At 73.0% G+C, this 23,430-nt stretch carries 18 protein-coding genes; 5 read left to right on the top strand and 13 right to left on the bottom strand.

The window, feature by feature from the left end; all coding sequences use genetic code 11:
* Positions 1 to 286 precede the first annotated feature (286 nt).
* A complete protein-coding gene (locus WIS52_RS22475; protein WP_349300316.1) occupies positions 287 to 1,246 on the top strand; it encodes an AraC-like ligand-binding domain-containing protein in 960 nt (319 codons plus the stop codon).
* Here WIS52_RS22475 and WIS52_RS22480 read toward each other — a convergent pair.
* The 11 genes from WIS52_RS22480 to WIS52_RS22530 all read right to left on the bottom strand — a co-directional run bounded on the left by WIS52_RS22480 (position 1,228) and on the right by WIS52_RS22530 (position 19,411).
* Complete coding sequence (locus WIS52_RS22480; RefSeq protein WP_349300317.1) at positions 1,228 to 2,493, bottom strand: DUF418 domain-containing protein; 1,266 nt, start codon at positions 2,491 to 2,493, stop codon at positions 1,228 to 1,230. The two genes, WIS52_RS22475 and WIS52_RS22480, sit on opposite strands and share 19 nt — an antisense overlap.
* Positions 2,494 to 2,654: 161 nt before the next feature.
* Positions 2,655 to 3,704: a hypothetical protein gene (locus tag WIS52_RS22485; RefSeq protein WP_349300318.1), complete on the bottom strand. Its 1,050-nt coding sequence runs from the start codon at positions 3,702 to 3,704 to the stop codon at positions 2,655 to 2,657.
* Positions 3,704 to 4,426 carry a DUF4253 domain-containing protein gene (locus WIS52_RS22490; RefSeq protein ID WP_349300319.1) on the bottom strand — a complete coding sequence of 241 codons (723 nt, stop codon included), beginning with the start codon at positions 4,424 to 4,426 and terminating at the stop codon, positions 3,704 to 3,706. Before WIS52_RS22490 ends, WIS52_RS22485 begins: the two co-directional genes overlap by 1 nt.
* Before the next feature lie 66 nt (positions 4,427 to 4,492).
* The gene (locus tag WIS52_RS22495) at positions 4,493 to 5,176 is read right to left on the bottom strand and encodes a DUF4253 domain-containing protein (RefSeq protein ID WP_349300320.1); all 684 of its coding nucleotides are present in this window, start codon (positions 5,174 to 5,176) and stop codon (positions 4,493 to 4,495) included.
* A gap of 60 nt (positions 5,177 to 5,236) precedes the next feature.
* A complete protein-coding gene (locus tag WIS52_RS22500; protein WP_349300321.1) occupies positions 5,237 to 6,448 on the bottom strand; it encodes a TIGR02679 family protein in 1,212 nt (403 codons plus the stop codon).
* 30 nt (positions 6,449 to 6,478) lie between these two features.
* Positions 6,479 to 10,519, bottom strand: coding sequence for a TIGR02680 family protein (locus WIS52_RS22505; protein WP_349300322.1), 4,041 nt, complete (start codon positions 10,517 to 10,519; stop codon positions 6,479 to 6,481).
* Entirely contained in the window at positions 10,516 to 11,739 is a 1,224-nt protein-coding gene (locus tag WIS52_RS22510) for a TIGR02678 family protein (protein ID WP_349300323.1), read from the bottom strand. Before WIS52_RS22510 ends, WIS52_RS22505 begins: the two co-directional genes overlap by 4 nt.
* On the bottom strand, positions 11,736 to 13,346 hold the full coding sequence (locus WIS52_RS22515; RefSeq protein ID WP_349300324.1) for a TIGR02677 family protein: 1,611 nt from the start codon (positions 13,344 to 13,346) through the stop codon (positions 11,736 to 11,738). The genes WIS52_RS22510 and WIS52_RS22515 overlap by 4 nt, the downstream gene beginning before the upstream one ends.
* Before the next feature lie 435 nt (positions 13,347 to 13,781).
* Positions 13,782 to 15,584 (bottom strand): DUF262 domain-containing protein, encoded by a 1,803-nt coding sequence (locus WIS52_RS22520; protein WP_349300325.1) that lies wholly within the window; start codon positions 15,582 to 15,584, stop codon positions 13,782 to 13,784.
* 271 nt (positions 15,585 to 15,855) lie between these two features.
* Positions 15,856 to 18,114, bottom strand: coding sequence for a GmrSD restriction endonuclease domain-containing protein (locus WIS52_RS22525; RefSeq protein WP_349300326.1), 2,259 nt, complete (start codon positions 18,112 to 18,114; stop codon positions 15,856 to 15,858).
* Between the two features lie 157 nt (positions 18,115 to 18,271).
* The gene (locus tag WIS52_RS22530; protein ID WP_349300327.1) at positions 18,272 to 19,411 is read right to left on the bottom strand and encodes a hypothetical protein; all 1,140 of its coding nucleotides are present in this window, start codon (positions 19,409 to 19,411) and stop codon (positions 18,272 to 18,274) included.
* Between the two features lie 446 nt (positions 19,412 to 19,857).
* Between WIS52_RS22530 and WIS52_RS22535 the strand changes: the two genes are divergently transcribed.
* The 4 genes from WIS52_RS22535 (at position 19,858) to WIS52_RS22550 (ending at position 22,381) form a co-directional block, all read left to right on the top strand.
* Positions 19,858 to 21,147 carry an HNH endonuclease signature motif containing protein gene (locus WIS52_RS22535; RefSeq protein ID WP_349300328.1) on the top strand — a complete coding sequence of 430 codons (1,290 nt, stop codon included), beginning with the start codon at positions 19,858 to 19,860 and terminating at the stop codon, positions 21,145 to 21,147.
* 78 nt (positions 21,148 to 21,225) lie between these two features.
* Entirely contained in the window at positions 21,226 to 21,420 is a 195-nt protein-coding gene (locus WIS52_RS22540; RefSeq protein ID WP_349300329.1) for a hypothetical protein, read from the top strand.
* An 80-nt stretch (positions 21,421 to 21,500) separates the two neighbouring features.
* Complete coding sequence (locus WIS52_RS22545; RefSeq protein WP_349300330.1) at positions 21,501 to 21,851, top strand: hypothetical protein; 351 nt, start codon at positions 21,501 to 21,503, stop codon at positions 21,849 to 21,851.
* Entirely contained in the window at positions 21,848 to 22,381 is a 534-nt protein-coding gene (locus WIS52_RS22550; RefSeq protein WP_349300331.1) for a DUF3558 family protein, read from the top strand. The genes WIS52_RS22545 and WIS52_RS22550 overlap by 4 nt, the downstream gene beginning before the upstream one ends.
* A gap of 11 nt (positions 22,382 to 22,392) precedes the next feature.
* On the opposite strand, the gene WIS52_RS22555 is transcribed toward WIS52_RS22550, so the two are convergent.
* A complete protein-coding gene (locus WIS52_RS22555) occupies positions 22,393 to 22,827 on the bottom strand; it encodes a pyridoxamine 5'-phosphate oxidase family protein (protein WP_349300332.1) in 435 nt (144 codons plus the stop codon).
* 39 nt (positions 22,828 to 22,866) lie between these two features.
* Positions 22,867 to 23,265, bottom strand: coding sequence for a transglycosylase family protein (locus WIS52_RS22560; protein ID WP_349300333.1), 399 nt, complete (start codon positions 23,263 to 23,265; stop codon positions 22,867 to 22,869).
* Positions 23,266 to 23,430: the final 165 nt, after the last annotated feature.

The following is a 23,430-nucleotide window of genomic DNA, read 5'->3' on the forward strand; positions in this document are numbered from 1 at the left end:
GGGCCGGTCCGGCGCGGGCCCGTCTCGCGCGTGAACCGTTCCTGCGCCGGGCACCGGTCTCGGTCCGCTCCAGCGTCGTGCGCGGAGGGCGCCGCGGGGGGTGCGGAGCGTGCCAGCGTGTTGCGTCTGCGCGCCCACCCTCGCCCGGCCCGCGGATGCGGTACGGCGACGGCCTCGTCGTCGCGTCCGCGGTTCGGGTCCGGTCCCGGGTTGCCCGTCCTGCGCACCGCCGGTGAACTGGACCGATCCGGTCGGTGATCCGCACACGACGGTTCGGAGGTGGCCCGTGGTCCTCGTCCCCGGCTCGCCCGTCGTCGCGTCCCGCACCCGGCGGCACGACGAGTGGCGCGAGGCGCTGCGACACGACTTCGTGGCGCTCGACGTCGCCCCCGACCGGCGACGCGGCGGCGCCTTCGCCGGCGCGGTCCGCAGCGCCACACTCGCCCACCTGCAGGTCTCCGAGGTCAGCTCGGTCGCGCAGACCTGCCGTCGCACCCGGCAGCTGGCCGGTCGCGACGACCGCGAGTACCTGCAGGTCGGGATGCTCACCGGCGGGACCGCATTGCTCGACCAGGACGGGCGCCGGGTGTTCCTGCGCCCCGGCGACTTCGTGGTCTACGAGACCGGACGGCCGTTCTGCTGGACCTTCGGCGATGACTGGACGCTGCGGGTGTTCACCTGGCCGCGCGAGACCCTCGAGCTCGACGCCGCCACCTCCGCCGCCGCGACCGCCCGCCGGTGGGACGGCCGCAGCGGTCTGAGCCGGATGCTGGCCGGCGTGCTGCGGGACCTGGCGGCCGACCCTCCGCTGCTCAGCGCCGCCGGCTCGGTGCGCCTGGCCGACGAGATCGGCGGGCTGGTCACCACGCTCGCCGCCGAGCACGCTCCCGAGGCGCCGGTCGCGGGGAGCGACCGGGCCCGGGCCGACCTGCGGGCGCGGATCGAGCGCCACATCGAGTCGTCGCTCGCCGATCCCGACCTCGGTCCGGCGTCGATCGCCGCGGCGCACTTCGTGTCCACCCGGCAGCTCCACCGGCTCTACGCCGGGACCGGCGAGTCGGTGACCCGCCGGATCCGCCGGGTGCGGCTGGACCGGGCCCGGCGCGACCTCGCCGACCCGCGACGGGCCGACGAGGCGGTCAGCCGGGTGGCGCGCCGGTACGGGTTCACCGACCTCGCCGGGTTCAGCCGGGCGTTCCGGAGCGCGTTCGGGGTGCCGCCGTCGGTCTACCGGGCCGGAGGCTGATCCACCGTCGCCGCGGCGCCCGTCGGGGTCCGGTAGACCAGGCGTCGCAGCAGCACCTCGAGCGGGCCGGGATGCCCGCGCCGCTCCAGCGCGACGGCGACCGCGACGGTGACCAGCCAGACCCCGGTCGCGAACGCAGCCATGCCCGCGCTGCCGAACACCGCGCCGAGCCCGAGCCCCCACGCGGCCAGCAGCGGAGCGCACAGCACCGACTGGCCGACGTAGCAGGTCAGCGACCGCTTCCCCACCGCCGTGACTGCCGTGCGGACCCACCCCGGCGGACGGTCGGTGAGCCGGTTCCCGATCAGCCCGAACAGCGCCACGTAGCCGATCCCGCAGGCCAGACCGGTGATCATCTGGACGGTCGAGAACACCCACATCACCTCGCCCAGACCACCCAGGACACCGATGTGCGCGAGCGCGTGCGGGACGCCGCCGAGCCAGCCGATCGCGATGCCGGCGACCGCGACGGGCAGGAGCAGCCGCCGGTACCGTGCCGGTTCCTCCAGCACCCGCCGCCGTGCCGCCCAGAACCCGAGCAGCACCGCGACCGGCACCGCCAGCCCGAACAGGCCCTGGGCCAGGACCAGGAACGGCCAGAGCATCAGCCGGGCCCCCATCGCGACCAGCGGGTTCTCCGCGGAGGCGCTGGCGGTCACGAAGTCGGGCATCGCACCGCCGCCCGCCGCCTGCCCCGTCGACAGGGTGACGTGCGCCCCGACCACCGAGAACGCCGCGAGCAGCAGCAGGACACCGGTGCCGACCCCGGCCCAGATCAGCAGTGTCCGGTCGGCGCGGCGGACGAACAGCCACACCAGCAGCAGCCCGCAGAGCCCGTAGGCACCGAGGACGTCCCCACCCCACAGCAGCAGGGCGTGCACGAACCCGAAGGCGATCAGCCACAGGTTGCGGCGCTGCAGCAGCCGGAACGCGTCCGGCTCGGGTGTCCCGTTCTCGCCCTGGCGCCGGTAGATCACGGCCAGGCCGTAGCCGAACAGGAACGCGAACATCGGGTAGACCCGCATGTCCACGCCGATGATCAGGACCGCCTGGACGATCTTGTCGGGGATCGACCCGTCGACCGGGTGGAATCCGGCCTCGGAGGTCGCCCGGCCGTACAGGTAGAAGGGCGTGTTCGCGAGCGCGATGAGCAGCAGCATGAACCCGCGGGCAAGGTCGGGCGCCGGTGCCCGGCCGGTCGTGCCCAGTGGTCCGCGTAGCCGCGGGCGTCCCTCGTCGATGGTCATGTCCGTCCCCCGGTCGGATCGTTCCCCTGCGAACAGGACATACCGACCGGGTGCCGCGGTCAAGCCGGACACGGACGACGGGAGCGTCGCGGGTCAACCCGGTCGGTGCTCGTCCATCATTTCTCGCAACTGGTCGACGACCGGGTCGTGGGCGTAGGCGATCACGACCGGCCTCCGGGATCGCTGCCGGACGTGCGGACCGCGAAGCGCACCTCGTCGTCGAACCGCGCCCGCAGCTCGTCGTCGGGTTCGGATCCCGGGTTCGCGATGTCGGTGTCGGCCCGTTCCCGGCTCCGGATCTCGTCGACGTACACGTGGAAGCAGCCCTGCAGCCCGCGGATCAGGCCACCGACCAGGCTCGCCCCGGGTTCGCGCGGGTCCAGCACGGTGCCGGCGACGCGGTGCCGGTGCTCGTCGGACCCCACCGCCGGGCCGTCGGCATCGGGGCAGACGAGGAGCCGGCCACGCCCGGCCAGCACCGCCTCCTGCAACATCTCCAGGACGGTCAGCTCGTCGGTGGCGTCCCGGTCGCGCAGCACGTACCGGGCCACGGCGAGGTCCTCGTGCCCGATCGCCTCCGCGAGCGCGACGACGTCGTCCACCGAGTGCCCGACGAGTCCCGCGACGTGCTCGGCGGCCGCCCGCAGCCAGCGCAGCAGCGCGAGGCCGGCGGCGTGCGGCTCGACCTCGGTCAGCAGCGCGCGGGGCCCGAGCGGGTCGTCGTAGAGCAGGGAGTGCGCGGTGATGACCTGGTCGGCCGGGGCGTCCGGCCGGGGGTGGACGACCGCCTGCCGGGACCGTCCACGGAGGGCTCCGTCGTCGGCGTCGAGCACGGCGTCGATCTCGGTGCGCACCTCGGCGAGTACCGCGTCGGCGAACGCCCGCCCGGGAGCGCGGGCCAGGATGCGGCCGACCAGGTACGCGGCCTCGGCACGGTCGTCGCCCGTGATCGACTGCATGCCGCCGGCCGGCAGACCCGGGTGGCGCACGGCCTCGATCAGCCGGAACGGCCGGATCTCGTGCGCGGTGAGCTCGCCGTAGGACTCCCAGAGCCGGGCCGAGAACGTGGTCAGTGCCGCGGCGGTCCGGCGGGCGAGCTCGTCGGAGGCGTTCCGCGGAACGCGGGCGACCTGCTGGGCGAGGTGGCCGTCGCCGGTCGGCCAGGTCGCGACGATCGCGGACCGGGCGGGATCGTGGGCGTAGGTGGTCATCAGTCCCACCAGAATCCCCACGAGTCCGCCCCGCGGACCTTCCGGGCGTAGCTGTCCAGTGTGTACACGTAGCCGTCGCCGCGCTGCGGGTCCTGTGCGTCCGGGCAGAAGGCGAAGTGCTCGCCGGCGACCTGCGCGCACTCGTCGTCGTACATCGGGGGCCGCGCCACCGACAGCTCCATCCGGGACCGGGACAGCTCGACGACGACCGCGCCCCACCGCGACTCCCAGTACCGCAGCACCGCCGCCATCGAGACCAGGTCGCGCGACGGGTAGTTGCAGGCGCCCGCCCAGCCCAGGACGGCCGGGGTGTCGGCGGGCCGGAACGCGTCGACGACGGCGAGGCTGGACGGCCAGCACCCGACCAGCGCGACGGCGGCGTCGAACGTCGCCGGCCGCAGCGCCAGGTCCCGGGGTTCGGCGTCCGGGATCGCGGCCCGCGGGATCGCCGCCGGCAGCGGGTCCCCGCACGGGCACTCGGGCAGGCACGGTCCGGGCCACCAGCGGGCGAGGACCTCCCGGCCGTCGACGGCGTCGATCGCCTGGCTCAGCTCGACCGGATCGGCGGGGCGGTCGAGGGTGTGCTCGAGGTCGTCGGGGCGGACCCAGACGGGGCAGCGACCGGTGACGTGGGCGCGGCGCAGGAGGCTGCCGTAGAGGACGGGGTCGGGCTTCTCGGGGAAGGTCGGTGATCCGGCCGGGCCGGTGGTGGTGTGGGTCATGCGGCTTGGACGACGTCCGGTCCCGCGCGGTTCCGGGTGTCTGCGGTCGGGCACCGGGAACCGCGATCAGTCCCAGCGGAACCGCCACCTGCGGGCGCCGCGGATCGAGTCGGCGTAGCTGCGCAGGGTGTGCTCCGCCCCGGTCCACGGGTCGGTCCGGTCCGGGCAGAACGCGAGATGCTCCGCGGCGACGTGCAGGCACTCGTCGTCGGTGACCGGCGGGTCCGCGACCGACAGCAGCAGCGCCGTCTCACCGACGTGCACCAGCAGCGCACCGAACCGGCTCTCCCAGGACCGCAGGACGGTCGCGACGGCGAGCGGGTCGCGCTCGGCGTCGGCGGCCCAGCCGAGCGCCGCGGGCACGTCCGCCGGCCGGACCGCGTCGAGCACCGCCAGCGACGACCACGACCCCACCTCGGCCGCGAACCCGACCGCCGCGCGCCGCGTTCCGCGGAACGTCGAGCGGTCGGAACCGGCGCGGACGAGGCGCGGCGGGAACGCGCCGACGAACGGGTCCCGGCACCCGCAGCGCAGCGGGCACGGGCCGGGCCACCAGTCGGTCAGGATCTGCCGGGCGCCGGTCCGGACGACCGTCGGGACCGGGATCGGCCGGGGTGCGCGCCGGCCGATCCGTTCCAGGGTCGCGGGGGCGAGCCAGACCGGGCAGCGACGGCTGCGGCGGGCGGAGTCGAGCAGGCCGTCGTAGAGGACGGGGCCGAGATCTGCGGTGGGTGGAGCCGTGGTCGTCATGGGGCTTGGACGACGGCGGCGGGCGATCGGTTCCACCGGCCTCGTGTCCGTGCCGGCCGGTCAGGGACCGTGATCAGCGAGGCGCCCGAGCAACCGCTCCAGCACGGCCTCCTCGTGGACCGCGACCCCGTGGTGGCGCATCGCGGCTCCCAGCTCCGCGTCCCACACCGGGTCGACCGGGTCCCCCGCGAGCGGTACCTGCGCCGTCCCTGCCGCGCAGGCGTAGTCCTCCGCGGTCATCCGCCAGGGAACGACCCCCACCTGCTCGACCATCCGGTTGGCGATCGCGATGCCGGGCCAGTCGAAGTCGCCGTGGTAGTGCAGCGGGCCGTCGGCGGCGAGCAGGACGAGCAGATCGTGGGCGACGAGCGACGGCTGCCCGCTCGTGCACACCATCGGCACCGTCCCGCCGTACCGCTCCGCCACCGCCTCCAGGACCCGCGGGTTCTCGCAGACCAGCACCGGGTGCGAGGCCGAGGGACGGTTGCGGCGCAGGTCCCAGGGGGTGAGGTGGACGGGGTCGCCGGCCTCGGCGGCGAGCGCGAGCCGGGACCCGGCCGGGCCGTCGCAGCGGAGCCCGAGCGTCAGGCAGGTCGTGGACACCAGGTCGACGCGGACGCCGAAGCGTTCCCAGAGCTCCCGGCGCCCGGCCGCGTCGGACGGCGGTTCCTGCCCGCACCGGATCGCCAGCGCGCGCAGCACCAGCGCGGTGGTGACCCGGCCGTCGTCGAGGGCGTGGGCGCCGCCGGCCGCGGTCGCCGCGAGCTCGGTCCGGGACACCGGCTCCGGCAGGCGGGCCAGCACCGCGGCTGCGCGGCGCACGGCCGCGTCGGGATCGCGGCTGCGGGTCAGGACTCCCGACCGCCGGACTCCGGCCACCCAGTCGTCGCACCAGGGTGCGTGACCGAGCAGGGCGCGCGCGGTCTCCAGCGGCGCGGCGCGTTCCGCCCGCCGTCGCTCGCGGTCACCGGGCCGGTCGGCCACGGTCCTCCCGGTCACGGCCTCGACGACCTCGAGCAGGCCGCCGACCCCGGACCGGTCCCGCAGCCCGGAGTCGAGGTCGGCGAGATCGATGGTCACCGTGGCCGCGACGACGGGGCGCCCCAGCAGCCCGGCCAGCGAGTGCCGCTCGGACCGGTCGAGGCCGGCGATCCGCACCCGGCCCTCCGCGGTGCGCCCGCGTGCCGCGAGCCGGTCGTGCAGGGTCGACCAGACCCGGGTGAGCGCCGGGTCGGTCAGCCACGCCGGCAACGGCCGCGGGTCGGCGCTCACGGGGGACCTGCGCTCACGAGGGATCTGCGCTCACGACGGGATCGCCTGCAGTCGGCGGCCGTCCCACAGGTGGCGGTACTGCGCGATCCCGCGCTCGGCCGGGTCGCGCAACGCCTCGTAGATCGCCAGCGTCGGCACCGTCTCGTGGTCGCCCCACAGCCGTTCGCTGGTCACGACGAAGTCCAGGTCGAGCTGCACCAGCAGGCCGAACAGCAGCGGGTGGGTGCGGACGTCGATCTTGGGGAAGGCGTCGTCGAGCAGCACGAACCGCGGCGAGTGCGGCGCCGCGCCGGCGAGCGAGCTGAAGTGCGCGGCGGCCGCGGCGAACAGCGGCAGGTAGCAGACCACCTTCTGCTCGCCCTGGCTCAACGGCGACCTGCGGTGCAGGTCGGCCCAGGTCCCGGGCGTCTCGGGCCGCGTGTAGCGGATCCGGAAGGCGAACCACCGGCGGTAGTCCAGGGCCCGGGCGAGGTGCTCGGAGTAGGAGTCCTCGGGCGACTCCGACCGGGACGCCTCGATCAGCCGGTGCAGCGAGTCGCGCAGCTCCCCGCGCTCGGCCGGGAGCAGCGAGCCGACCGGGCGGCCGAGCAGCTCGACGGCGCGGCGGGCGTCGCCGGGCACGTCGTCGCGCAGGTTCCAGCGCAGGGCCACGGCGATCCCCTGGCTGGTGGTGACGCCGCGCAGCAGGGAGTTCATCTCGGAGACGAGCTCCTCGGACTCCTGCCGGCGGCCGCGCAGGGACTCCCCGAGCTCGCCGAGGATGTGCTCCTCGAACAGCCGTCGCTCGCGGTCGGTGAGCAGGTCTGCGTCCCGCTCGACGCCGGCGGCCAGCCGGCGGGCGAGCACCGCGATCGGGTGCTCCCCCGCGTCGTCGCGGCCGATCACGGCGAGCGCGCCGCCGATCTCGGTCACCCGGGGGTCGACGTCGGCGGCGGGCCCGCTGGTGGCCTCCTGCAGCGCCGCGAACACCGCGACGGTGCCGGACGCCCGTCCCGGCTCGGGCAGGTCCGTGAGCCGGCGGGCCAGCGCGAGGACGGCGGCCGGGACCGCACCGCCGGCGGTGAACCCGCGGGCCAGGTCGAGTGTCCCGGGCGGGATCTCGACCTCGTCCCCGGCGCCGGAGTCGAGCAGACCGGGCGTCTCGTCGAGGCCGGCGACGGCGGTGACGGCGGCCGCGAGCACCGGTTCGTGCTCGGTGAGCCGCGCGGCGGCGTCCTCGGCCGCCTGGCCCGCCTGCCCGGATGCGGTGTGCAGCTCGGCGATCGTCGTCTCCAGTGCGCGCAGCCTGCGTGCCAGCTCGCCGTCCCGCTCCTCGGCCGTCCGGATGCGGCCGCGGAGCTCCTGGACGGGCGCGTCGATGGAGCTCTCCAGCTCGTGGGCGGCCTCCTCCACTCCGGTCGCCTCACGGTCGGCGTCCTGGGCGCGTTCCGCCGACTGCTGGGCCTCGGCGCGGGCGGTGTCGGCGGTCTCCGCGTCGTCGGTCCACCGTCCGAGCCGGCGCTGCAGTTCCGCCCCGGTGGTGAGCTGCCGTTCCAGCAGCCGGTCGAGGTCCCGCAACGCCTCGCGGCGCGCCGCGATCGCCTGGGTGTCGATCGGCAGGTCGTGGACGGCGCCGAGCTCGTCGAGCTCGCGCCGACGGGCCGCCTCCCGGCCGCGTGCCCCGGCCGCGGCGGCCTCGGCCGCGGCGGCGATCCGCTCGCTGCGCTCCGCGGTCCCGGTCCGCTCCTCGAGCAGCGTCCAGGCGCTCAGCAGATCACCGGACGGCGGGACCGCGGCGAGCCACGCCTCGAGCTCGTCCGCCGCCCGCGCGGCGGCACGCTCGGTCCCGGCCGCCGCATCCCGCCGCTCCTCGAGCGCGGCGATCGACGCGGCGAGCTCCGCCAGCCGTCGTGCGCGTTCGGTGGCGCGGGCGGTCGCCCCGATGTACTGCGGGGCGGGTTTGGTGCTGCGCCTGGTCAGCGGGCCGAGGCGCCACCGCCCGTCGGGCGCGACGACGGCGCCGGCATCCGGCTCCGACGCCGGCTCGCCGACGGCGACCCGGGCGAGGACCCCGTCGACCACCGCCGCCGTGACGGGCGATCGCGCGGGCGGGTCGGCGAGCAGCAGGTCGCCGAGTGCCGGGCCGGTGACCGCGGCACCGGTGGGGATGACGATGTCGTGCCGGTCGGGGCCGAGCACGGCACCGTCGGTCCGCACCCACGCGTCGAGCAGGCCGGACGACTCGAGCGCCGCCTCGAGGCCCGCGCGGTCGCCGTCGCCGACCGTCCCAGAGAAGTCGATCAGCTGCCACAGCGGCGCGCCGTCGGACGGGTCCCGCCGGTCGCGCGCCCACCCGGGTGGCGGTGGCGCCGGATCGGTCTCGGTCGCCACGCTGTCCCGGACGGTCCGGGTCTCGGCGATCTCCCGGTCGAGCGAGGCGCGCAGCGCGCCGGCGTCCTTCTCCTCGTCGCGGTGCCGGCGCAGCTCCGGTGCCGCGGCCGCCCGGGAGTCCGGGGCGAGCGCGGTGACGGCGGTCGCGTCGAGCTCGCCCGGCACCTCGAAGGACACGGCCCGGGGGGCGCCGCGCCAGGCGTCGAGGGCCGTGGTGAACGCCTGCTCAGCGGCGTCGGCGTTCCGCCGGGTGTCGGCGAGGTATCCGCGGGCCTCCTCGGCCCGCTGCTCGGCCTCGGCGGCGTCCCGTTCGGCTTGCGTCCGGTCGCCGGTCGCGGTGTCGAGCGCCGACCGGGCCCGTTCGACGTGCTCGACGACGGCGAGCCGGCGGCCCACCGCGGGTCGGGCTGCGGTGACGGCCGCCTGGTGCGCGGTGAGTGCCTCGGTGACCGGGGCGGCGTCGGCCGCCGCCGCGAGTGCGGAGACCCGCAGTCCGCCGGGCACCGGGAGCGGGGTGTCGACTCCGGCTCCGCGCAGCCCGGCCGCGTGCTCGTGGGTCGCCGTCGCGAGCCGGTCGAGATCGGCGACGAGCGCCGCCCCGTCGGTGCGCACCCGGGCGGTCGCGGCGCCGGCACGCGCGTCGGCGGCGCTCCGTACCCGCTCGGCGTCCTCGGCGGATCTCCGCAGGTCGCGGGCCCGGCCCTGCAGCGACTCCAGCTCGCGCTGGGTGCGCAGCATCGGGTCCCGGCGCAGCTGCTCGAGCCGGGTGGCGAGCGTCGCCCGCTCGGCCCCGGCCTCGTCCCGCTCGGTCGCCGCGACGTCGAGGTCCGCGGCGACCTGTGCGGAGCGGTCGGCGCACCGTTCGACCTCACGGTGGCGACGGGTGCGTTCGGTGTGCTGCGCGACCAGATCCGCGCCGCGGTGCCGGAGGGTCTCGCGGGCGTAGGCGGCGTAGACCTCGGCGAAGGCGGCGACGGCCTCGGCGCTGCGGCGTTGCCGGTCGAGCTGCTCGCCGAAGGCGGCGAGCTCGTCGAAGGTGTCGCCGGCGGCGCGGATCGCATCGTCGTCGAGCTGCGGGAGCGCCTGGATCAGCTGGTCGGCGAGCCGGGCCGGTTCGATGTCCTCGCCGACCTGGGGCTGACGCAGCCAGTACAGCAGGCGCAGCAGCTCGTCGTAGCGGTCCGGGTCCAGCCCGAACAGCAACCGTCCGACGTGCTGCTTGTAGGCGCGCGGGGACTCGAAGAACTGCCCGCCCCGCTCCTCGACGGCGGCGCGAAGCCGGTCCTTCGCGAGCGGCCCGGCGTCGTCCTCGAGCAGCAGCTCCTCCCCGACCCTGCCCGGGCAGGTGAAGTACCAGGCCGACGCGGCCCGCGCCGACTGCGACGCCCGGATCCCGACGCCGCAGATCACGGTCTCCCCCGGGCGGGCCAGCTCGACCCAGAGGTAGCCGGCGCGGTTCTGCCCGTCGTAGCCGTCGAGCATCAGCCACAGCAGGCTGGTGTGGTGCCGGGCCGACGCGGTCATCCGCGCCTTGTCGCCGTCGAGCACGAAGGGCAGCAGCATCTCCAGCGTCTTCGACTTCCCGGCGCCGTTGGAACCGCGCAGCAGCAGGCGCCCGCCGGCGAACTCGAAGACCTGGTCGTCGTACTGCCAGACGTTCAGTACTCCGGCGCGCGAGAGCCGGAACCGCTCGCCGGTCATGTCGGCTCCTCCTGCTGCGCGAACAGGGACGGCTGCCCGCCGTCGGGTTCGGTGATCGAGGCCCGGACGGCGTAGCGCGCGGCGGCCGCGTGCAGCAGCCACGATCCGTCCGGTTCGGTGCGGACCAGGCCGGAGTCGCGCAGAACCACCGTCGCGTCGGCGAGCGCGGCGGCGGGATCCTCCCGGTGCTCCTTCTTCAGGCCACGCCCCCACTCGGCGTGGATCGCGTCCGCCGCGGCGGCGAGGGTGCCGGGATCGACCCGCAACCAGGTCCGGTCACCGGCATCCCGCTCCCGGGCGGCCGGTCGGAGCCCCTCCGCCAGACGCTCGAGCAGCAGCAGCGCGAACTGGCGACCCGATCCCCCGCCGGGGAACTCGCGGTCGGTGAGCTCGCCGTCCGGGTCGACCGCGAGCGCACCCTCCGCGCGGATCTCGAGTTCCAGCCCGAACCGGTCGGCGAACCACTCGCGCTCCCGGTTGCGGTTGCGGCGCCACCACTCGGCCTGCTCCTCGGTGAGAGCAGACGTGGACAGCACCGGGGACTCGACCAGCCGCCTGCGCACGGCGACCCGCGCACCGCCCGCCGCCGACGGCAGCGCGGCGGCGTCGAGCAGGTCGCCCGGGCCGTCGAGACCGCCGAGCGACGCCGAGACCAGCAACGGCAGCCGGTCCCGCCGCACGTCGAGCAGCGACGCGGTGCGCTGCTCCGCCCAGTGCTCCAGATCGCCGTCGCGCTCGTGCAGCACCCCCAGGTCGACGAGCGCGGACAGTGCGGCGTAGAGCGCCCGCCGGTCGGCGATCGCGTCGAGGTCGATGTCGATCCCGGCGTCGACCGCCGCGGACCGGACCTGCGCCACCAGCTCGTCGACGAGCAGCTGGCCGCGGGCGCGGCCGAGCGCGGCGATCGTGAGGCACAGCAGCGCGTACGCCCGCGGTCCGAACGGCCGGCCGCTGCGGCGCAGCAGGGGACGGCCGGCGTCACGGCCGAGCCCCGACTTCATCAGCCGCGCAGCTCCCGGCTCGACGACCAGCCGGTAGCCCAGTCCGTCGGCGAAGAGCCGTTCCAGCTCGGCGCGGTGCCGCCGGACCAGGCGCAGGTCGTCGGCACCGGGGCCGTCGGCGTGCAGGAGCGGTCGGCGCAGCAGCGCGCGGGCCGCGCGGCGGCGTTCCGCGACGGCCTGGACGTCCTCGGCCGGAGCCGGCCGCTCGACCCGGCTCATCCGGTGCCCTCCTGTTCCTTCTCCCACGACGCGTCCTTCTCCCACGACGCGCGCTCTTCCTCCCACGACGCGGGCTCGACGGACACCGTCAGGTCGCACAGCTCCAGCCGCCCCGCCGGGCTCGTCAGCACCGTTCCGGCGCCGGGCGTGCGCGAGACGGTGAGCCGCCATCCCCCCGGAGCGCCCTCGACCGGACCGACGTCGACCGAGGCCGTCGCCCCGTCCCGCAGCGGACGCCCGTTGCCGACCATCGCGCGGGAGTACAGGTCGAGCAGTTCGGCCCGGGCACGGTCGGAGATCCGGGCCGTCCCGAGCGCGCCACGGTGCCGGGCGATCTCCGCGAGCGCCGCGGCCCGTTCACGCTCGGCCCGCTCCCGCTCGGCGATCCGGGCCGCCTTCGCCGCGGAGTAGTCGTCGCGCCGGCCCGCCCGACCCCGGATCGTGCGGGCGCCGTGCCGCCGCAACGCCACCGGGACATCCGCGGACGGAGTCCGCCACCACGACGCCGTCGCCGGGACCGGGTCGGCGTCGTCGTCCGCGGCGAAGGCCAGGTGCCGGCAGGAGTAGAGGCCGAAGGCGGCGGCCCAGAGGGCGTGCGCGGTGTCGTCGTCCGCGGTGTGGAACCAGCTCGCGAGGGTGAGCATGTCGCCGTAGCGGCTCTGCTCGCGGCGGCCGGTGGCGATGCGGCGCAGGTTGACCAGCAGCGCGCGCATCGCGTCGGTCGCCAGCCGGCGCACCCCTGCGGCATCCGAGTCCCGGCCCGCACCGCCGACGAACCACGCGTGCAGCCCGGACCAGTCCGCCGGGTCGAGCCCCTGGGTCCGCCGGGCGACGCTGCCGTCCACGCCCTGCAGCCGGGCTCCCGAGTTGGCCCGCGCGCACAGCGCCGGCACCCGCGGCTCGACCCAGACCAGCACGTCGGACAGCTGCGGCATGTGCCGGCCGATCTCGTCGACGAAGCGCTGCAGGTAGTCGAGCAGGACGGTCTTGAACGCCTGGAACTCGTCGCGGTCCAGGTCGTAACGGACCAGGACCTGGGACAGGTAGGTGTAGAAGTCCCGGGTGGACGACACCAGGCGCTCGAACTGCGCGAACAGCGTCCCGATCGAGCGGGCGAGGCCGTCCGGGTCGGCGACGGCGATCGCCGCCTCGTCCAGCCGGTCCAGGTCACCCAGCCCGGCGAGAATGCCGCCGAGCATCTCGGTGGACACCTCGCGGGCGGTGTCGCTGTAGCCGAGCAGCTCCTCGACGAACCTGTGCACCATCTCCCCGCGCTGGGTGAGCTGGTAGCGGGACCGGTTCTGCAGGTACTCGCGCAGGCTGCGGGCCTCGGTCTCGCGTGGGCTCCGGGCCAGGTTGCCGTGCTCGACGAGGTAGGACAGCCGGTCGTCGACGGTGTCGGTGTCGAGCTCGAACCCCTGCTCGACGAGGCTCGCCCGGACCTCGGCCGCGGACTGGTCCGAGAGCAGGCCGGCGATCTCGCCGGTGAACAGCCGCATGATCGCGATGTAGGTGACCGCCTCCTCGCCCGAGGCGTAGCGCAGCGCCTCGAGGCGGACGCGTTCGGTGAGCGGGAGCGCACCGGGCGTGGGAGTGGGGTCGGACACGGGGCGAGGGTAACGAGAGGGTCCGACAGTTCCGCGGCACCGTGTCACCGTTCGCGGCCACCTCCCGATGGGGACGCCCGCCGGCTCGTTCCCGGGGCGGTTGCGGCGAACTGGTGTGCGAGTCGCGGGGTCACACCGGTACGGCCTCCGCGAGAACCCGGTCCCGAATCCTCTGTTTCAAGCCGATGACGGTGGCGACCTGGGTGAAAACCGCTTGCTGATCCCTGCATGCCGCCCCAGATCCAGGATCTGCACGCGCCTGCCGCGGACCTCGTCCAGCGTCACCGCACGCCGCGAATCCCTGTCCACCGCTGCCTCCGGGTAGCTGATGCCGACCACGACGCGCCATCTCGCCAGACTTCAGGATAGTCAGGGCGCGTGTTGTCGACGAGTCGCTGCCCTACCTCGGCCAGCCTGGTCGTGTCGGCCGAGGCTTCACCGCTCCGATCTCCTCTTCCCAGCCCGCAGGACGTCCTCCGGATCCCAGATCCGCTTCGCGATCTGCCGATAGAGCTCGTACCGCTCCAACAGTTCCGCGGACCGGAAGTGGTCGTAAGGGCGGAACGGCAGGCCCGATCGGCGAATGAAGTCGAGGAACCCCGGATTGCGCTCGTAGCACTGCGCGTGCAACGACCGAGCCAGCAGGTTCTGCGTCAGGTAGTGCGGGAGCTTCTCCTCGTACGGCAGGTCGCCGTAGCTCCCGTTGAAGCGCTTGGGCAGCAGGAGGAGGCCGCCGATCCGGTCCCGCATCATCGCGAAGTCCGCAGCCTGCGGGAACTCCTCCGTGTGCCGCTCGGGGTGGTTGGCCCAGATGTGCTCGACCTCGTAGCGGCCCTGGCCACCGGCGACGTACTCGGCGTAGCGGGAGGCGTTGCCAGACTCGGTCTCGACGTGGTCGGTGAGCCGGGCAAGCACCCGGTGCAACAGGTACCGGTTCTGCTGATGGATGCGCAGCCCGTCGTTGCTGTCGAACGTCTCGGACTCGGTCATGAGGCGTTCGTGCAGGTAGGTGGCGAGATCACCAGGGGAAAGCCGGCGGCTGTCGCGCATGGTCACGAACGTCGCGTACAGCTGCGTGGAGTAGGCGATGCTCCGGAAGTTCCAGATCCGCCGGGTGACGAGGATGTCGACGAACCGAGAGACGATGTCCAGCTTCGAGCGGACGCCACTCTCGTCGTCCGACGGATCGAGCGGGGCCATCAGGAGGAGATGCTGCAGCGTGAAGCCGAGCTGTGCGGTGTAGTGGATGCGTTCGAGTCCCGGGCGGAGCGTGGCCGCGGCGTCGAGGATCGTGAGGTACCAGCGGCTGTAGAACTCGAAATCGCGGTTCACGAACTCGAAGACGTCGTCGGATCGGTTCAGCCCGATCTGGTTCTGCGCCTCGCGGATCCACCGGTGGAACTGGGTGCCGATCCGTTCGAAGTCCTCGGCGGTGGCTCCCTTCGTCCGGGCTCTGGTCCGTGTCGCGTACTGGGTGCGCAGCCACGTCTTGAAGAAGTCGGGCTCGACCTCCTTGCCCGCGTCGTTCAACGCCCGGACCCGCGTCCGCCACAGGCCTGCCGCGACGCTGCGACGGGAGGGCTCGTCGATCCTGGCGAGGAGGTACCCGCGGAGCATGTCGGTCGGGGTCAGCTGGAGTCCGCGGTCGTTCATCGTCTCGAAGATCGTGTAGGCGTCCTCGTCGGAGAACGCCGTGATCTCGACCAGGTGCACCTTGTCGAGCAGCCAGTCGGCGAAGTACGGGAGTCCTCCGTCCCGGATCTCTGCCGGGAACATCGTCTCCAGGTCCTCGTACCTGGCCACCAGGTTGCGTACCGAGTCGGAGCGCTCGGCCACGTCGTAGTCGCGCCCTTCGAGCAGCGCTTCCATGCACGGATTGCGGTCGTCGATGTCGAGGTTCATGGATCGGCGCCCGTACCGGGTCGAGCAGACGAGACTCTCGACCGGCACGCGGTCGTCGCGGTCCGCCTGCAGCCGGTGGAGAAGGACGAGCAGCAGTGCGAGGCTGGTCAGCCGCTGCTGGCCGTCGACGATGTACCGGGTGTCGTCCCGCCGACTGATGATCACCGAGCCGAGGAAGTAGTGGGGGTACTTCGCGACGGCGCTGCGGTCGTGTCCCGGATCGAACTCCTGGAGGAACGTTCCGGTCAGGTCGTCGAGCAGTTCCTGGATCTGCTTGGTCTCCCAGCGGTACTCACGCTGGTAGTAGTCGATCGCGTACCGGGCACCGTCGAGCATTTCCCGGATTGTGCGGGCCTTACCGAGGATCTCGTGCATCGATCTCCGATCGGGGAGCGACAGGATGGCTGGGCGCTCGGGACGTGTATCGGCACGAGACGACTTCGTGACGGGTTGCCCCGAAAGGTCGTGCAGAGGCTTCCACCCGGAACCAGCGCCTCGATGCTCACTGGCGACGCCCGCGGCGACTGCTCGGCCGGGCCGCGTTCCGCTCGGCGCCGGTCATCTCGTGCGCGCCGAGGGCCGCTCGAACAGCTGCAGGCGCCGGTTGTCAGACCGCCTGCTCGGCCGTCCGTCGAACTCCGTCGAGTCGTGCCTGCGCGACGGCCCGTTCGTGCTCGCCGAACAGGACCGCGAACCGCGGGTCGACGGCCATCGCCTCCACCGACAGATCGAGCCGCCCGGCCTCCCAGAGCCGGACAAAGCCGTCGCTGGGAGTAGGTGAGGCGAGCAGCCGTCGGACGGCGCCGACCGCGCCGTGCAGCAGCACCATCTCGCGGAAGTAGCGGGGGTCGTAGCCGAGCTCGGCGCGGCACGTCTCCATCGCGGCGAACACCACGCGTTCGATCTCGCCATCCTCCGGCGGCGCCTCGAAGGTCTCCGGCTCGTACACGACGGGGCTCTCCCCCGCCGCCTCCTCCCCCAACCGCTGCACGTACCCACGCAGCGCGTCGACGGTGGTGAACACGTCGTAGCCGAGCTCCGCGAGCCGCGGCAGGTCGGCGTCCTCGTGGTCGAGCTCCAGCACGACAGGGTTGCCCTGCCCGGGCTGCAGCCCCCGCTCCCAGAACAGCTCGGCGACGGCCAGCACCCGGCCGGTCTCGGTGTCCGGGATCTCGGCGTCCCGCTCCGGCGTGGCGAAGCCGAGCTCGGACAGCTCCTCGACCAGGGACGCCAGCTGCGCGGCGCGCGCGTCGGACTCGGCGGTCTCCTCGACGACGTCGACGGCCTGGATCTCCCGCCCCCACGCCATCCGCCCGGCGTAGAGGTCGTCCATCAGCCCGGTGGCCGCGGCGGCGAGCAACTCGCGACGGGCGTCGAGGAACGCCCGGTAGTTCTCGATCGTCCACAGTGCAGGGTCGTCCGGGATCCACTGCGACTGCCGGGCCGCCGGGTCGAGCGAGCCCAGGTAGGAAGCCGGGTCCGCACCGGACAACTGCGTCCCCGACGCCGGCCCGACGAACGCGAAGTTCGCGATCGCGTTGACCTCGGCGCGCGAGTACCCCGCCTTCACCAGCTCGGCCTTCGGGAAGATCTCGTGCACCTCGATCGCGCTGCTCTCCGAGCCCAGCACGTTGCCGGTGACCAGGTCCCGCGACTCCCGCACGCGCGTCAGCAGGTAGAGCAGCGGGTAGGACCGGGCTCCCCGGCCGACGCCCTCGAAGTCCTGCGCGTCGATCGTCATGGCCCCCTTGCGGGACCGGCTGATCGTGGCGATGACCGCGTCGATACCGCCCTTGTCGACGGTCTCCAGGTCCTTGGCGAGCGCGGTCTCCGACGCGCCCGCGAACCGGCCGCGCAAGGCGGCGTGCACGAACCAGTAGAGCGCCTTGTCGGCCTCGGTGCCGTCGGCGAACCGGCCGCCGCGGTTCTGCAGATGACGGGTGAGGACGGGGATCCCGTACCGGCCGAACAGCACGCGGTCGTGGTCGATGCCGAGCCGGGTGCCGATCAGGTAGAGCAGGTGGTCGATGTGGTGCAGGGTGTCGTGCAGTCCCGGCTGGAACTGCGCCGCCGACACGTTCTCCAGCGCGGAGAACGGCGCCCGTCCGGTGATCACTGCGTTGGTGTTGCGCAGCAACCAGTCGGCGTTGAACCGGAAGCCTGCCTCGGCCCAGCGGGCGAGGTTGCGGCCCATCGTCGGACGCGCGTCGCCCCACTCGGAACAGATCCGGGCCAGCGCGAGGTCACCCTTGGACAGCTTGGTGCCACCGGAGTTGACCCGGTTGAAGATGTCGACGACGACGTCGACGGTCTTGTCCGGCCCGGTGATCTGTTCGATGTGGAACTCGCGGTTGCCGATGTTGACCAGCTGCTGGATCCGCGGGAGGTACTCGGTGTAGAGCCGCTCGGCGGTCTCGGGGTTCTGCCCCAGCGCCTGGGCCGTGCCGCCGATGCCGTCGCGGAACAGGGCCGTGACGTCGACCCAGCGCGGGTCGTCCTTCATCTTGATCGGAGCGTGGAACTGGAACGTCTCGGTCTCGACGTGGAACCGCAGCCCGGTGAAGGCGGCCGGGTCGCCCTCGAAGAACTCGGGCGGCTTCCCGCGGACGATGCCGTAGAGCGTCGTGACCCGCTGCTGACCGTCGAGCAGCATCTGCTTCTGCCCGGCCGTCGCGGTCCCGCCGCGAACGGCCTGGTCGGCTCCCTCGGTCTCCCACACCAGCAGCGCACCGACCGGGTATCCCATGTAGAGCGACTTCATCAGCCCGCGGACCTGGTCGCGGTTCCACACGTAGCCGCGCTGGAACTCCGGCAGGAGCATCGATCCCGCGTCGATCTGGTCCAGGATCGTGCTCAGCTTCGTCACTGCTCTGCTGCCCCCGCGTTCGACGTACTCGTGGCGTTCGTCGAGGGCGACCGGACGGGCGTCGCCCTGACCGTCCCATCCTGTCGGACTTGGCGAGCCGTGTCCGCATTCGACGCACGATCGGAAGATGCACCACCGGGAGGCAACCCACGATCCGTCAGCCGCGCAACGCCTTCCGGTTGGTCTCGACGGCCTCGCGCACCTCGGCGTCGAACCGCTGCCGGATCTCCTCGGACCAGTGCGGCCCGGTGAGGCGTGGGTCGGGGTCGGGGACCTCGGCCTCGGCGGTGTCCTCCAGGTAGAGCTCGAAGCAGGCCTGAATCCCGGTGATGATGCCTTCGAGCAGCGACCGGCCGGGATCGGCCGGCTGGAGCAGCGCGGTCAGCTTCCGTTGCGCTTCCTCGATCTCGTCCTCATCGGGCCCGGTGTCGTCGTACTGCTCGTAGTCGTCGTAGTCCTCATGGTCGTCGTAGCCCTCGTAGTCGTCGTACCCGTCGCTCTCGTAGGCCTGCTCGTAGTCGCCGAGGCGGAGGGCGACATACACGCCGGCGCTGGTGAGCATCGCCTCCCGGAGGACGTCGACGATCAGTTCCCTGGCGTCGATCGTCCGATCCGCGAACAGCGCCATCGCGATGTGCAGGCTGCGATCCGAGAGGAGCTGAGCACGCTGGAGCAGCATCGTCGTGGAGCCGTAGCGGCCCCGCCGGTCGGTGACCGCGACCGTGCCGACGAGCCACTCGAACGCGGCGACGCACGCCGCAGTGGGCCCGACCTCGGTGAACAGGCGTTCCGACCCCAGCGGCACCTCGTGCAGCAACGCCTGTGCCCTGGCGACCTGATCGGAGTCGGGGACCGGTCGGATCCGCGTGACGGCCTGCTGCGCGCGCCCGGTCATGTCGTCGTCGAACGCCGAGCGCACGGCCGCAAGTTCCTTCTCGACCTCGCGCACGACCGCCTCGCGACAACCCCGGTCGTCGATCTCCACGAGCAGCCGCCCGACGGCGTGCGCGGCTTCATCGACGTCGTCGTCGGCCCTCTTCAGCAACATGCCGACCGGATTGTTGGGGCGCCGCAGGATGCCGGACAGCCGGCTCGGTTCCGGGACCGACTCGACGGACATGAAGTAGCTGATCCAGATCCGTGACGAGAGCCGGTCGAGAGCCTGGGCGAGATGGCGGGCGCGGGCGTCGTCGCAGGACGCGGGGATCCGGGCGACGCGCTCGGCGACGGCGCCTGCGCCGGTGGGCCAGGTCGCGATGATCGACGACGCGGACGGGTGGTGGGCGTAGGTGGTCATGGGCGGGAGGGTCGTCGCTGGGCCGGCGCTCCGGCGGCGATCGGGACCTCTGTTCCCGATCGCGTATCGCTCGAACTCACGACGCTCGTGGAACGCGGACCGGAGAACGACCTCGGCAACGGGTGACATCGCGGTCGATGCTGCTCACCGGTGACGTCGCCGACGCCTGGAAGCAGCGCGCGGGCTGGCCCGGTGAGGCGCCGGCGTCGGCGAACCGGCCCCGGCGGCGCTGCGCCGCGCTCACGCCTGCGGCGACGTCCCGGGCCACGAACCCAGAACAGGAGCCCGTTCGAAGGGAGGCTCGACGCCGTGTCACCAGCGCCCGAATGACATTGAGCCGACTTCGCACCCCGTCTCCGGTTCTCGCACCCCGTCTGGGCGCCGAGTGGTCGCTGACCTGCGACAACTGACCGAAGCTCGAACTAGCGTTCGGGTATCATGAAGTCATGTCCACCGGCCCGGTCGCCACCGCGCACCGCCTCCTCACCGAGGCGTTCGCCGCCATGGACGAGATCCGGGAGACCGGCACCGACACCGACCTGCTCTCGCTCCTGCCGCTGTGCGAAGGCGCGATCCGGAAGCTGGACCGGATCACGGTGGCGACGGTGTCGGATCTGGACCGGCGCGGGGCGTTCACCGACCGCGGCTACCGCAACCCCGCCCTCGCGCTGGCCGACCTGCTCAACGTCGACCGCGCCGACGCCAAGCGCCGGGTCCGGGCCGCTGAGCACGTGCACCCCCGGACTCAGCTCGACGGCACCGAACTCCCGGCCACGCTCCCGGCCACCGCGGAGCGGTTCGCCGACGGCCGGCTCAGTCTGCGCCACGTCGACGTCATCGCCACCGTGCTGTCCTCCCACGCCGCGCGGCGGATCGACCCGGCTCGCCTCGAAGCGGCGGAGCAGACGATCGCCGAACACGCCTGCGTCTACAACCCCTCCGAGCTGCACTCCTGGGCGACCCAGCTGGTCGAAGCCCTCGACGAGGACGGGCCCGAGCCCGACGACGCACCCCCGCCGGAGATCAACACGGTGAAGGTGATCCCGAACCGGACCGGCGGTGGTGGGCGGATCACCGGCCGCTACGACGACGCGGTCATGTTCGACGCCATCGCCACCGCGTTGGATGCGTTGTCCGCGCCCAAGGACAACCTCGACGACCGGTCCTGGGACGAACGCACCGCCGACGCGTTGGCCGAGATCTGCTCCCACACCCTCGACCACGGACCCACCTCACTCACCCCGGAGGTCGGCGGACGCCGCCCGGTCATCCACGTGGTCATCGGGCTCGCCGACCTGCAGAACCGGGCCCGCGGGGCACTGCTCGACTTCGGCGGCCAGTGCACCCCCGAAAGCCTGCGGATGCTCACCTGCGACGCCGCGGTCGTACCGATCGTGATGAACGGCGCCGGTCAGCCCCTCGACGTCGGACGGGTCAAGCGCACCATCCCCGACGGGATCCGCCGCGCCGTCGCCGTCCGCGACCGCGGCTGCGCCCACCCGGGCTGCAACCGGCCCCCGTCCTGGTGCGAGGTCCACCACATCAACCCCTGGGAACTCGACGGGGAGACCAAGCTCAGCAACTGCGTGATGCTGTGCAAGGTCCACCACCGGCTACTGCACCACTCCGCCTGGACCGTCCGCATCCGCGACGGGATCCCCGAGTTCATCCCACCGAAATGGATCGACCCGCAACAACTCCCACGCCGCAAACCCCGACCCGTCGACGTCGCCTGATGCTGGGATCGGGCCAGCGGTTCGCGGTCCGGCACGCATCGTGATTGCCCGGCCCGGGCACCCGACGGAGGAACGCCGATGCGCACGTACACGGTGAGTGCGAATCGCGAGGACGGGCTGTGGTCTGCCTTCGTGAAGTACCGGCCCGGGCGGAGCTTCGTCGGCCTGGACTTCCAGCACCTCGCCGACGTGCGTAGTGGCGTGCGGGAAGCATTGATCGACTTCCTCGGCACCGAAGACTTCCCGATGTCTACTGTTCTCGAGGCCGACTGATGGTCCGGGCACTCCGACATCGCGATGATGGTTTCGGCGTTCCGGCCCGAGGGAGCACTTGGTGACCTACGCTCGCCCGAGTGTCACTCAGCTCCGAGCAACAGCGGGCGATCGACGACCTGGTGTCGCAGGTCGATGTCGAAAGCGTCCTGAAGGTCGCGTCGCTCTTGCGCAGACAGGCAGAAGCGATCGAGAACGAACTCCTCACCCGAGGATGGGATCTCCAGGTAGGGCTGTGCGGCAAGGACCCGATCTCTGAGGACGCTCGGCGCGCGTTTCAAACCAAGATCGATCGAATTGTCGCCACCCACTGGGCGCATTGTGTCGAACTCCATGCGGCTGTAGATGCACTCCGTCGCAACGCGGAGCAGTACGCCTTCGACGATTCGCAGCTCGAGGCGGCCTTCGGGAAGGTTGCGATCGAGTCGTGAGAGTACGGATTCGCCTCGTCGCAATCGTGGTCGGCCTGACGGGACTGGCCGGCTGCGCCACGTCCAGTGCGTTCCCAGAGCGCCCGTACGTTCTCGATGTCGATCTTGTCGACCCCTGCGCTGCCCTGACGGACACGCAGCGGGAGACGTTCGGTCTGCGGCCGGGTTCCGTGGGCACCGCCCAGGGCGGCACGTCTCGTGCGTGCGCGTGGATGGGCGTGAACGGAGTCGGCTTCACCTTCCAGACTCTCGCCTCCGAGGCCGCCGTCGCCATTGACGCCGAACCGACGTCGGCCATCGTGACGGTCGCTGGATTCGGCGGCGTACAGAGCTCACCGCCCGCGGAGGGAACCGGGCTCCCGTTCTGCCAGGTCGTCATCGACGTCGCCGACGAGGCTTCGGTGCGGACGCAGATGCAGGTCACCCCCGTCGCACCCGACGCCGACCAACGCACCGTCGAGGACACCTGCACCCAGGTCCGCGACGTCGCCGCGATGATGCTCGACACCCTCCACTCTCAGCAGAGCTGAGACCCGAGTGCTCAGAAGTTCCCCACGACCTTCACCGGCGCGACGAGCACCGCCGCCCGCCCCTGCTCGGCCATGACCCGGTCGTACTCGGCCCAGTCGTCGTGCGTCCCCCCGGCCGCGGTGAAGACGTCTCGCAGCAGCTGCGGGACGTCCACACCGCGCACCGGGTCGTCCGGCCCGATGATCTCCGACGATCCTTCGACGGCGACCCAGCGCCATCCGGACCGCCAGTGCAGCGACGTCGCGGGCCGCGCGCGCAACGCCTGCAGCTTCACCGGTCCGTAGGTCACGTACCCGGCGACCTGCTCACCACTGACCGGGTGGGTCAGCACGCCCGCGTTCACCAGGGACGTGTGCGGCGTGCCGTCTGCCCGGACGACGGCCACCGTGCACAGCCCGTTGTCCTCGGCGACGATCCGCCGGACGGGATCCAGGTCGGCGCTCATGGATCACGAGTGTGCCCGCGCCGGGCCGGTTCAGCAGGATCAGCGCCAGCCGAGATTCTCCGTGCAGGCCGGCCACGCCTTCCAGCCCTGGCCCTCCTGCACGTTCTGGGCGATGTCGATCTGCTCGTGCTTCGACGCCAGCTCGGCGCTCGACGCGTACTCCAGCCCGCCGAACTCCTCCCAGGTCGAGGGCTGGAACTGCAGCCCGCCCTTGAACCCGTTGCCGGTGTCGGCCTGCCAGTTCCCGGTGCTCTCACAGTGCGCGAGCTCGTCCCATGTGGACGTCCGCTCCACGGACGGCGCGGTCGGCGACGACGAGGACTCCGATGCCGTGGCGGTGCCGACGGTGGCCAAGGGGGCCGCGGCCAGTGCCGTCACCGCGCCGACCCCGACGAGGTGCCGGTGGGCCGTCGCCTGCCTGCGATGCCGTCCTGCCATGGTGCTCGTTCTCCTCCCGCTCGGGGATCCGGTCGAGCCCCGGACCGGAGTGATCCGGAAGCGGCGGGCATTGTGATCACGACCGGGCGGGCGTCGACAACCGGTGACGAACGCTCACCGTGCGCTACGGAGACGAGCGGTCGGTCGTGCGCGACCGACGACGAC

It is taken from the genome of Pseudonocardia nematodicida, from assembly GCF_040105385.1.
In the GTDB taxonomy this organism is placed as follows: domain Bacteria; phylum Actinomycetota; class Actinomycetes; order Mycobacteriales; family Pseudonocardiaceae; genus Pseudonocardia; species Pseudonocardia nematodicida.

Coding starts and splice junctions, on each gene's coding strand:
- WIS52_RS22520 (WP_349300325.1), bottom strand. CDS start 15,584: ATGCTCGACGGTGCCCGGTACGCGATCGACTACTACCAGCGTGAGTAC.
- WIS52_RS22495 (WP_349300320.1), bottom strand. CDS start 5,176: ATGACGACCACGGCTCCACCCACCGCAGATCTCGGCCCCGTCCTCTAC.
- WIS52_RS22530 (WP_349300327.1), bottom strand. CDS start 19,411: ATGACCACCTACGCCCACCACCCGTCCGCGTCGTCGATCATCGCGACC.
- WIS52_RS22490 (WP_349300319.1), bottom strand. CDS start 4,426: ATGACCCACACCACCACCGGCCCGGCCGGATCACCGACCTTCCCCGAG.
- WIS52_RS22535 (WP_349300328.1), top strand. CDS start 19,858: ATGTCCACCGGCCCGGTCGCCACCGCGCACCGCCTCCTCACCGAGGCG.
- WIS52_RS22540 (WP_349300329.1), top strand. CDS start 21,226: ATGCGCACGTACACGGTGAGTGCGAATCGCGAGGACGGGCTGTGGTCT.
- WIS52_RS22510 (WP_349300323.1), bottom strand. CDS start 11,739: ATGAGCCGGGTCGAGCGGCCGGCTCCGGCCGAGGACGTCCAGGCCGTC.
- WIS52_RS22560 (WP_349300333.1), bottom strand. CDS start 23,265: ATGGCAGGACGGCATCGCAGGCAGGCGACGGCCCACCGGCACCTCGTC.
- WIS52_RS22555 (WP_349300332.1), bottom strand. CDS start 22,827: ATGAGCGCCGACCTGGATCCCGTCCGGCGGATCGTCGCCGAGGACAAC.
- WIS52_RS22485 (WP_349300318.1), bottom strand. CDS start 3,704: ATGACCACCTACGCCCACGATCCCGCCCGGTCCGCGATCGTCGCGACC.
- WIS52_RS22505 (WP_349300322.1), bottom strand. CDS start 10,519: ATGACCGGCGAGCGGTTCCGGCTCTCGCGCGCCGGAGTACTGAACGTC.
- WIS52_RS22480 (WP_349300317.1), bottom strand. CDS start 2,493: ATGACCATCGACGAGGGACGCCCGCGGCTACGCGGACCACTGGGCACG.